Raw genomic sequence first — 10,327 nt, forward strand, 5'->3', positions numbered from 1 at the left:
TACACACAGGGGCAGTAAATGGCATTAAACCAGGTGAGAGTTATCCTAGTAGAACCAGCAGGACCAATTAATGTCGGGTCGATCGCACGGGTGATGAAAAATTTTGGGTTAAATCATCTTGTGTTGGTTAATCCTCAATGTAAACCTTTGTCAGGTGAAGCACTTCAAATGGCGGTTCATGCTAAGGATATTTTAGAGTCAGCAGTCTCAGTGACGACGCTACCAGAAGCATTGCAAGGATGTACGCGGGCGATCGCCACCACCGCTCGTGTTCGTCACTGGGATTCCCCCCTGGAAAATCCCTCCACAGCACTACCTTGGTTACTGGAGCAACCACAACAACCAGCCGCGCTAATTTTTGGTAGGGAAGATCGAGGACTGAGTAATGAAGAATTAAATTATGCTCAGCGGTTTATTCGTATTCCTACCAGTTCTAATTATCCATCGTTGAATTTGGCGACTGCTGTGGCTATTTGCTGTTATGAGTTAGCAAAAAATGACACAGAAAATCAAGAGGATACGCCTAGAGAAAACACGGAGATTCCTAGTGAAAAATTATCTGTACCTTTTGCTGTGCCCATCCCCGCATCTGTTAACGAGTCTGCACCTTTGAACATTTTAGAAGAATACTACCAACAGTTAGAATCACTACTACTCAAGATTGGATATCTTTATCCTCATACAGCAGCTAGCCGTATGGAAACATTTCGGCAAATGTATAATCGTGCTCAATTACAAACTAGAGAAGTTGCGATGTTGCGAGGTATTTTACGACAGGTAGAATGGGCGCTAGAGAACCGGAACAATCATCAAGGCTTTTAACTCATCTTAACTTGTATACTAACTTATCGTCCCAAAACTTGTCATAATAACTTAAGCTCAACTCAAAAAACTAACTATTATAAGCAAAAATTAATGTAAATAATAAGGTGCCTTAGAGGTAAATTGAAAGAGTGGGCTACAAAGTTCGCACACAAAAGACATTTCAATTCCCATCAGGGATTGCTCGAAAGCGACTTTAGCCAATAAAGTAAAACCTTTCTAGATGTGTTCTTTATTTTACACTTTTATTGCTACCCTATCTTATGCCAACGAGAACCGTTATAAAAACAGTCTCACGGCGTCCAAAAACCAGCCGCCGTCCGGTTAAAAGCAAAGTTCCAAAGCAGGGGCAAAATAAAGTCGAAGCGACAAAGCAGCAGCAAGCCCCCTACAGCCGAACAATGCCTACACGTATAAAATCGATTCCCCCCTTAATCCCTGTGACTTCGCCCACAAAGCGATCAGGAGTACCACCAACACCAGCCAAACCAACAGCTGCTGCCAAAGGAAGGATTTCACCATACAATCCAAAGAAAGTACAGTCAAAAAATGTGGAAATGCGGAAGCAGCCGTTACCAAGAAAAATCGGTGCATCTCGACAAAAGAAGCGCTTAAAGCCGATGGCAAGAACATTTTTGTATGCCCTACGGCTGTTAATTGTAGGAGTTGGTATTGGTGCGATCGTAGGTACGGCGTTATCAGTGTTAGATCCTGCAAGTCGCATCAACACATCAAATGGCAGATCATCTGATACAACTATTGGGCAGGCACAGCGACAGTTCCAAAATCCCTCAGAAACCGCTTCAGGGTTATTCCTGACTCAAGAAATTTCTTCTTTAAAAACTATAGTACAAAATTTAGCAGCTGCTAGCCCTAATCTCACACCAGGAGTTTTCTTAGTAGATTTAGACAGTGGCAATTATATAGATGTGAATGGCTCCTCCACTTTTTCTGCTGCTAGCACGATTAAGATTCCTATTTTGATTGCCTTTTTCCAAGATATAGATGATAACAAAATTAGTTTAGATGAAACACTGACCATGACCAAGCAAATGGTTGTTGGTGGTTCTGGGGATATGCAATATAAACCAGCCGGAACTCAGTTCACAATCATGGAAGTGGCGACTAAGATGATAACAGTCAGCGACAACACAGCAACAAACATGCTGATTGAGCGCTTAGGTGGTATCGAGACACTGAATCAGCGTTTCCGCAATTGGGGTTTGACAACAACTACAATTCGCAATCCCCTACCTGATTTGTCAGGGACAAACACGACTAGTCCAAAGGAGTTAGCGAAGCTGATAGGGATGGTGAATAAAGGAAATTTGGTAAGTGTCGCATCGCGCGATCGCATACTAAATATTATGCGTCGCACTGTGAGAAATCAGCTTTTGCCTACTGGTTTAGGAGCAGGCGCAACTATTGCCCATAAAACGGGCGATATTGGCACAACACTTGCAGATGCAGGTTTAGTTGATATGCCCAGTGGTAAGCGTTATGTAGTTGCGGTTATGGTACAACGTCCTAATAACGATCCCCGTGCCGAAAAACTCATTAGCTCAATTTCTCGTGCGGCTTATCAACAATTTAGCCCAAATGCTCCCATACCTCCTAGTTCAGGAAGCACAATCCCTACAGCTGGTTCTCAATCCCCAGTAATGACTCCGCCTGTACCTAACAGGACAGGAAGCACTATCCCAACAACTGGTTCTCAATCCCCAGTAATGACTCCGCCTGTACCCAACAGCACAGGAAGCACAATCCCTACAACTGGTTATCAACCCCCAGTGATCACTGCGCCTCTACCCAACGGTATGGGAAGCACTATACCCCCCAACGGTTATCAACCGCCAGTGATCACTGCGCCTCTACCCAATGGTATGGGAAGCACTATACCCCCCAACGGTTATCAGCCTCCCGTTGCGCCACTGGTTCCACCTCCGGTTATGAATCCGCAGTATTATTATCCTTACCAGCGATAAATTTTTCTTTTTCATGACATCTATCACACCGTCAATCCAATTTTTTTCTGGCATTACTGAAGAACTCAACAATGTTAGCTTGCGACGTAATCTCACCTCTGGTAAGCGTATTGTTGTGATGATTTTTAAGCAACTCAAAGCGTTGGAAGGATTTAATACCTTTACAAAACAACCTTTAAATTCCATGCTTTTAAAAGACGAAGAAGGTGAAATCAGCGTCACTCCATCTTCCACACAATTCATTTTTGGCGGTCCAGAAGGTGATGAGTTGCAGCGCGTAGAATGTAAATTTGAAGTAGACCAAGAAGAGCATTGGGAACGATTCATGAGATTTATGAATCGTTATGCCCAGGTGAATGATATGGTATACGGTGAATCACAATAGTTGTTATGGGAGGCAGGGAATAGGGAACGCTTAACGCTTAACAGGAAACAGGCTTGAAAATCTCCTGGCGTCCGTGGTATGAGCGTGTCTTTCTGTATCAATTCCCTGTGCCAAACCAGAAACAACAGTAAAGCCATTTTTAGCCAAAGCCGTACTAATTTGGTGAGTCCATCGGATACCGTACTCTAAGGGTTGGCGTGTCCCGACAATCCCAACAAGTTGTTTTTGTCCCAGATTTTCTTGCAAATCTATTTCACCACGATAGTAGATAATGGGCGGTGGGCTGGGTATTTCTAGTAGTAACCGAGGATAGTCTGCATCTGCGGGTGTCCAAAAATTTGGGTTTTGTTCTTGGAGTTGTTGGAAAACTTGTTCAGGATGTAAACGAGAACGTTGTTGCACCACCTTTTGCAGCGTTTGAAAACCAAAACCTTCTACTTCTTTCAATTGTGCAGGTTTTGCATCCCAAGCTCCTGCCAGTGTACCAAAATGCAGCTGCAACTGTTGTAATAATACTGAACCTACTCCAGAAATTTGTGACCAGGCTATCCAGTATACACGTTCTTGTCCCAATTACCCATCCTCAAGTCTACTGGCTTGATTATTCCCAGATTGGAGAAGCAAAGATACATTTAGGACTTATATCAAGTTCGCCTAGCTGAGCAAAGCAGCAAGAGACGCCTGCTGTGTCTGCTGCGGCATGTCATACTGTCATACATTTATTAATATATTTTCTTATTAATACTTGCCATGACGATTACCCTTACACAAAAAGACAGTGCTCAATTGTGGGCGGAAGCTGAGCAAAACAGTACATGGAATGCAGCATCAGAACCATTTGAAATTATATGTCAAATACCTAAGCAACTGGGTAAAGGTTATGTGCGAGACATCGAGGTGTATCCCCAACTCTGGCTTTCAATTTCCGACTATAAATATCACGATGATGTGTTATTGAAAGCGCCTGCTCGCAATCACCCCGTGCAATTTTCAGTCCTGCTTTCTGGCATGGTGGGAGATGGAACAGGTGAGTACTTTGGTGGAGGGTATACGCTCATCTCTGGCAGTGGTGTGCAACGAGCAATGACTTTTGAAATACGAAAATCTCAGCACGTTGGCATTGACATCCATATGCAGCCAGATTTGCTGGCAACTTTTTTCCCCACACACGACGGGCAAATTTCCCCTGAGTTGAGTCTGCTGGTGAAGGGCAACGATTGGCAGACATTGCTTTATCCAGAAACGACGACAGCTATAAACTTTGTGGCACAACAAATGATTAACTGTCCCTACCAAGGAATGACAAAGCGGATATATTTGCAAGCAAAGGTGTTGGAACTAATGGCGTTGCAGTTAGCCCCGATTTTGGCGGATCAGGGTGGAGTGCATTCTTCCGGGCAACTGAAGGCACAAACCATCGCCCGACTTAATTACGCCCGTGAAATTTTGCTCTCTAGTTTGGAGAATCCGCCATCGATATTGGAATTAGCGCAGCAGGTGGGGGTGAGCGATCGCACCCTCCGACGCGGATTTCAGAAACTTTTTGGTACAACAGTATTTGGCTACCTGACTGATAAACGTATGGAGTGGGCAGAGCAGCTCTTGCGACAAGGTAACACTACCGTTGCTGCAGTTGCCAATCGGATTGGCTATTCCCATCAGGGGCGCTTTGCTCTTACCTTCAAGCGCAAGTATGGTATCACGCCAAGTGAATGTTTTTTAGGTAAAATGTCCGTTTCAGAGCCATGATACCGTTTTTGTCATAGACTCAGTTGCTAGCGATTCTCTATACTCAATGAATCAATACTAGAAAGGGTTTGCAATAAAGATTTCACTTTGCCTTAGCTCCGGATAAAAAAGGGAACTGGAATTTGAGTTCCTGTTTTTAAGCAGAGTTAGGGAATTTGAACTTTTGCTAACTTAATGTTTGAGGACTGTTGTGATGAAGCGTTGGCAATTGAAGTGTGGTGTTCATCAGTGGCTGGCAGTAGGTTTATCAGGATGCTTGAGTGCTGTTGTTGTTCAAAGTGCATCGGCACAGGTAAAACTAGAGAGTAGGGAAAATTCTTACCAAAATGCTGTAGCTCCCACGATTTTAGGCGACAAAGTTAACCCTTCGGCTACGCTCAGGGTTAAACAGGGGGTAAATCAGACAACACAGTCGCCCGTTTTAAGCACGGCGAGCAATTCTGGTGCAAACAGTAATTCAAAACCGACGCCGACAACAAAAATTCCGCGACTCAGCGAGATACAGCATCCACTTCGTAGTGCCAGAATGCTGGTGCAGTCGCCAACCCCACAAACAACACCTGCTGAACAAATCGTACAAGTCAGCTTCGTGAAGGCAAATCCCACAAACAAAGGTTTGGAACTAGTTTTACAAACATCACTTGCTGCTAACCTGCAACTGCAGAATCGTACTCAGGTAAATAGTAATACCTTCATCGTTGACATTCCAAACGCTCAACTGCGTTCACCTGATAACAGCCCGTTCGTATTCCGCTCACAAAAACCAATTGCGGGTATTACTGAGATAACCGTAACAAACTTTGATGCCAATACTATCCGGGTGACGGTGATAGGTTCAGCAGCTGCACCAATTGTAGAGTTGTATGATAGTCCAAAAGAAGGTCTGATCTTCAGTGTCGCAAGTACTGCATCTTTGGCGCAACAGGGACAGCAACCTCAAACACAACGATCACCTGCACAGCAGCCAGAAAGTCAGACACAACCCACTCAACCGTACTCTACTGGTGATGAACCAATTGAGTTGGTGGTGACAGGTGAGCAAGATGGGTATAAGGTGCCTAATGCGACAACTGCGACGAAAACTGACACGCCCATCCTCTACATTCCTCAGTCGATTCAGGTCATCCCAGCAACCGTGCTGAAGGATCAACTAATTACGCGACCCAGGGAAGCAGTTCAGAACGTCAGTGGGGTGACTCCTGGAAGCGCAGGTTCTCAAACTGCGGTTGGTGCAACCTTGATTTTCCGAGGGTTTGCAGAAAACGCTATTACCAGTAGCACGTTTGTCAATGGTTTTAGAAAATATTTTGGCAACCGCGCTTCGGATACCGCGAATGTTGAGCAACTTGAGATTCTCAAAGGACCCGCATCTGTTCTTTATGGTCAGGGTGAACCGGGGGGCATTCTCAATATCACAACTAAGCAACCCCTTTCAACCCCTTATTACGCGGTTGATGCAACCATCGGCAGCTTTGATTTCTACCGTCCGACCCTGGATATTTCTGGTCCCTTAAATGCAGATAAAACAATTCGCTATCGGTTGAATGCTGCTTATGAAAGCTCTGGTAGCTATGTAGATTTTGTTGAGTCTGACCAGATATTTGTTGCGCCTGTTATCAGCTTTGAACTTGGTAAAAATACCACTTTGACCCTGGAAGGTGAATACTTCCATGTCTCTAAAGTTGAGTATCTTGCTGGTATTCCAGCAGTTGGTTCAGTAATTAAGAGTCCTTTTGGAGAAATTCCTCGCTCCCGGTATCTTGATGACCCAGAATTGGATCTAGACCTTGCTCGAGTGGCGCTCGGCTATCGTTTGCAACACAAATTCAGTGATAATTGGTCAATTCGTAATGGGTTCAGAGCCGAATTTCAAAATTATGAGGAGGGTTATGTATTTGCAGGAAGCCTGCAAGCAGACAATCGAACCCTAAATCGTAGTGCTGGCTTCGACAACAGTGACTCAGAGAATTACGTTCTGCAAACAGATGTTTTTGGCAAGATTCAAACGGGTAGTGTAAAGCAGGATTTGCTATTCGGCTTAGAGTTGGCTAGAAACAATCTCACACTAGAAAGATTTAGTATTGCTGTACCGCCGATCAATATCTTCAATCCAAACTATAGCCGCCCTCCCCTTGAACGCCAATTTACGAGAAATCAAAATGAACCTCAAAATTTCATTGGTGTCTATGCCCAAGACTTAATCTCAATTGGTGACAATCTGAAAATTTTGCTAGGTGGTCGCTTTGATTATGCAGCAGGCTCCACTAACAATCAATTCTCGTCGGGTCTACCCAGCGAACAAGAAGATAGTGCCTTCAGCCCTCGTGTTGGTATTGTTTACCAACCGATTCAACCCGTCTCCTTATACGCCAGTTGGACGAGATCGTTTCAACCTTCTCGTCCGGTTCAAGGCAATGCAGACGGTACACCGTTTAAACCAACCACGGGCGAACAATTTGAAGTTGGGGTGAAGACAGAATTTTTCAACGGCAGACTTGCAGCAACACTGGCGGCTTACCAACTTACTAAACAAAACATTGTTGTGACTGATCCAGTGAATCCAAGACTCAGCCTTCAAGTCGGTGAACAACAAAGTCAGGGTATTGAATTTGACCTTGCCGGACAAATCTTGCCCGGTTGGAACATCATTGCCAGCTATTCCTACATTGATTCGGAATTCACCGAAGATCCCAGACCTGCTTTTAAAGGTGACGAGCCGAGTAATGTTCCTCGAAATAGTGCCAGGTTATGGACAACCTATGAAATTCAGACGGGAAGCTTGAAAGGGCTGGGATTTGGAGCCGGATTGTTTTTTGTAGGCGAGCGACAAGGAGACTTACCGAATACGTTCGCATTGCCTAGCTATGTCCGAGCCGATGCAGCTATTTATTACCGTCGTAACAACTTGCGAGTGGGACTGAATTTCAAGAACTTATCTGATGTGTATTACTTTGAAAGTGCTTTGAGCCGGACTAGCGTATATCCCGGCGCACCGTTTACAGTACTAGGGACAGTTTCCGTACAGTTTTGATCCCACGCCAACGCCAACTGACAAGTCAGCGCTTCGCGATCGCATAATCTCAAAAGAGCGATCGCTTTTTTAAGCCTTGCGTAACCTCAAAAGAGCGATCGCTTTTTTAAGCCTTGCGTAACCTCAAAAGAGCGATCGCCCCTTCAGATTGCCATAGTGCTGTTGCTCATTAAGCGGTGTTGTACTTACCTGCACATATGTAAACTTTTGTTGATTTTAGTTTCATTAAGCTTGTTTCTTTAATACAAAAATCTTTCAATACTATCTTATACAGCGCTCATGAACAAAAATTCGAGACAGCTGCTTTTGACACAGCCTATCCTACAGCACCGTTTACAGTTCAAGGAACGATTTATTGGGAGTTTTGACCAACAAGGGGTGTAGGGGAAATACCCAACTCTCCTCTAGCTTAGCAATTATATTTTAAGGTACCTACTATGAACTCTAAAAAACTACGCAACTTGATATTTACCCTACACCGCTACATCGGTTTAGCGGTGGGACTGATTGCAATTATTGTCGGCTTAACCGGTAGTTTATTAGTCTTCCATTCCGAAATTAGCACCTTCGATCAGCAGCGCCTTTTTGGCACAATCACCCCTCAAGGTGAACCTCTGCCAGTTGAGGTTGTTCTCAACACTGTCAAAAAAATTTATGCCGATCAACCAGACGCAACAGTGCAGAGGATTCACTTGCCCTCAAAGCCAAATGAGCCGATGAATGTAATCCTGAAAACCAAACAAAAGGAATGGACAGAAAATTACGTTAACCCTTACACTGGAGCAATTTTGGGTAATAACTTGCAGCCAAGCTTTATCCAAAAGTCTTTTGAAATCCTCTACCCACTCCACTATGCTCTTTTAGGCGGTGACATTGGCTATAAGTTTGTGGGGATTATTGGTTTACTGATGTCGTTTATGAGTATTTCAGGTATTATCCTTTGGCCTGGTTGGCGTAAGTTGATATCTGGATTCAAAATCAAGTGGAATGCCCATCCCAAGCGGCTTTATTTTGATATTCACAAAGTTGCTGGCTCTATTGCATCAGTATTTTTAATCTTCGCATTTTTCACAGGATTTTGCTGGAGCTTTAGTGAAGTCGTCAACCCGATGATCTACGCACTCACCTTCTCCAAGCAGCAACCAACTCCAGTTTCTGTTGTTGTTGCTGGTAAGTCTCCACTAGGACTTAAAGAACAATTACAAACGGCTATTGCTGCCTTACCTCAAGGAGAACTCAGGAGAATTTATTTTCCAACTAAACCAGAAGAAGCTTTAAATGTTGCTTTTAAACTTCCCCACGAAACTGAGGATTATGGTCAAAGCAGTGTTTATCTTGACCAATATAGTGGTAAGGTTTTGCGAGTTGATAGTTCTTTGAAGGTGTCATTGGGCGATCGCATCCTCAACTCTTTTACTCCCCTACACTATGGTACATTTGGCGGATTGCCTACTCGTATTTTCTACGTCTTTGTTGGATATATACCGTTGGTTCTATTCGTGAGTGGTATTGTCATGTGGTGGTATCGCTATCGGGCAAAAGTTAGTGTAGGCCATAAACCACTCGACGCAAACGGTATCGCACATGAGTCCAATACACACGAACTGCTGTGAATGTGAAAATGCATCCACTTTCACATGATTCGTGGAAATGTATAAAACTCAAATGAAAATCACTATATATGTATACTTCTGACACACTGAAAGCCGAACTCAAGGCAAAAGGTTATCGATTCACCCCGCAACGTCAAGTTATTTTTAAAATTTTTCAACATGTGGTTAAAGGTGATCATCTCAGCGCAGAAAAAGTACACCAGTTACTGGTTGAGCGTGGAGAGGGGATGAGTTTGTCTACAGTGTATCGCACTCTAAAAATTATGGCGCGGATGGGAATTTTGCGAGAATTAGAATTAGCACAGGCACAAAAGTACTACGAACTCAACACCACCTCTAATTTTCATCACCATCATATTGTTTGTGTCCAATGTCATCAGGCTCTTGAATTTGGCAATCAAGCTATTATCAAACAAGCGACCAAACAAGTGAAAAAAGCTGGGCTGGAACTTATCGACTGTCAGCTAACGCTTCATGCCATTTGTCCAGAAGCTATACAAAAGGGATGGCCTGCATCAGTACCAACTCATTGGATTTGTTCAAGAGTTACCAAGACAAATAACGAGTTTGAAAACACGGCCTAGTAGTTCTTAATCGTTAAAACCCGTGTTTTTGTTTTCTGTAAAACGCTTATTCAACGCAAGTTCCATGAGGAATGAAAACACGGTTTTTAGAAATTATGTCCTACTAGTACTCGACCACAGCAACTTTGATGAGTTAAGAACGAACCGCCAAAGCGCCA

7 protein-coding genes and 1 pseudogene are annotated in these 10,327 nt (G+C 43.7%); 7 read left to right on the forward strand and 1 reads right to left on the reverse strand.

Features of this window, described 5'->3' with window-relative positions:
• The first annotated feature begins 18 nt into the window (after nt 1-18).
• From AC5590_RS26785 to psb28, 3 genes are all read left to right on the forward strand, one after another.
• Nucleotides 19-822: an RNA methyltransferase gene (locus AC5590_RS26785; protein ID WP_169266374.1), complete on the forward strand. Its 804-nt coding sequence runs from the start codon at nt 19-21 to the stop codon at nt 820-822.
• A 263-nt stretch (nt 823-1,085) separates the two neighbouring features.
• The gene (locus AC5590_RS26790; RefSeq protein ID WP_169266375.1) at nt 1,086-2,807 is read left to right on the forward strand and encodes a serine hydrolase; all 1,722 of its coding nucleotides are present in this window, start codon (nt 1,086-1,088) and stop codon (nt 2,805-2,807) included.
• Between the two features lie 13 nt (nt 2,808-2,820).
• Nucleotides 2,821-3,192, forward strand: a complete 372-nt coding sequence (gene psb28 / locus AC5590_RS26795) for a photosystem II reaction center protein Psb28 (RefSeq protein ID WP_169266376.1) — start codon at nt 2,821-2,823, stop codon at nt 3,190-3,192.
• A gap of 81 nt (nt 3,193-3,273) precedes the next feature.
• Here psb28 and AC5590_RS26800 read toward each other — a convergent pair.
• Nucleotides 3,274-3,765, reverse strand: a pseudogene (locus tag AC5590_RS26800) (DNA-processing protein DprA); the annotation flags it as partial.
• A gap of 177 nt (nt 3,766-3,942) precedes the next feature.
• Here AC5590_RS26800 and AC5590_RS26805 point away from each other — a divergent pair.
• The 4 genes from AC5590_RS26805 to AC5590_RS26820 all read left to right on the forward strand — a co-directional run bounded on the left by AC5590_RS26805 (nt 3,943) and on the right by AC5590_RS26820 (nt 10,169).
• Nucleotides 3,943-4,941: an AraC family transcriptional regulator gene (locus AC5590_RS26805; protein WP_169266377.1), complete on the forward strand. Its 999-nt coding sequence runs from the start codon at nt 3,943-3,945 to the stop codon at nt 4,939-4,941.
• Between the two features lie 193 nt (nt 4,942-5,134).
• Entirely contained in the window at nt 5,135-7,972 is a 2,838-nt protein-coding gene (locus AC5590_RS26810; protein WP_169266378.1) for a TonB-dependent siderophore receptor, read from the forward strand.
• A 437-nt stretch (nt 7,973-8,409) separates the two neighbouring features.
• A complete protein-coding gene (locus tag AC5590_RS26815) occupies nt 8,410-9,585 on the forward strand; it encodes a PepSY-associated TM helix domain-containing protein (protein ID WP_169266379.1) in 1,176 nt (391 codons plus the stop codon).
• Between the two features lie 68 nt (nt 9,586-9,653).
• A complete protein-coding gene (locus tag AC5590_RS26820; RefSeq protein ID WP_169266380.1) occupies nt 9,654-10,169 on the forward strand; it encodes a Fur family transcriptional regulator in 516 nt (171 codons plus the stop codon).
• Nucleotides 10,170-10,327 lie beyond the last annotated feature (158 nt).

This window comes from Brasilonema octagenarum UFV-OR1, assembly GCF_963888615.1.
Lineage (GTDB): Bacteria > Cyanobacteriota > Cyanobacteriia > Cyanobacteriales > Nostocaceae > Brasilonema > Brasilonema sennae.

Excerpts from the sequence above, each read along its gene's own strand:
- AC5590_RS26785 (WP_169266374.1), top strand. The coding sequence starts at position 19 with ATGGCATTAAACCAGGTGAGAGTTATCCTAGTAGAACCAGCAGGACCA.
- AC5590_RS26790 (WP_169266375.1), top strand. The coding sequence starts at position 1,086 with ATGCCAACGAGAACCGTTATAAAAACAGTCTCACGGCGTCCAAAAACC.
- psb28 (WP_169266376.1), top strand. The coding sequence starts at position 2,821 with ATGACATCTATCACACCGTCAATCCAATTTTTTTCTGGCATTACTGAA.
- AC5590_RS26805 (WP_169266377.1), top strand. The coding sequence starts at position 3,943 with ATGACGATTACCCTTACACAAAAAGACAGTGCTCAATTGTGGGCGGAA.
- AC5590_RS26810 (WP_169266378.1), top strand. The coding sequence starts at position 5,135 with ATGAAGCGTTGGCAATTGAAGTGTGGTGTTCATCAGTGGCTGGCAGTA.
- AC5590_RS26815 (WP_169266379.1), top strand. The coding sequence starts at position 8,410 with ATGAACTCTAAAAAACTACGCAACTTGATATTTACCCTACACCGCTAC.
- AC5590_RS26820 (WP_169266380.1), top strand. The coding sequence starts at position 9,654 with ATGTATACTTCTGACACACTGAAAGCCGAACTCAAGGCAAAAGGTTAT.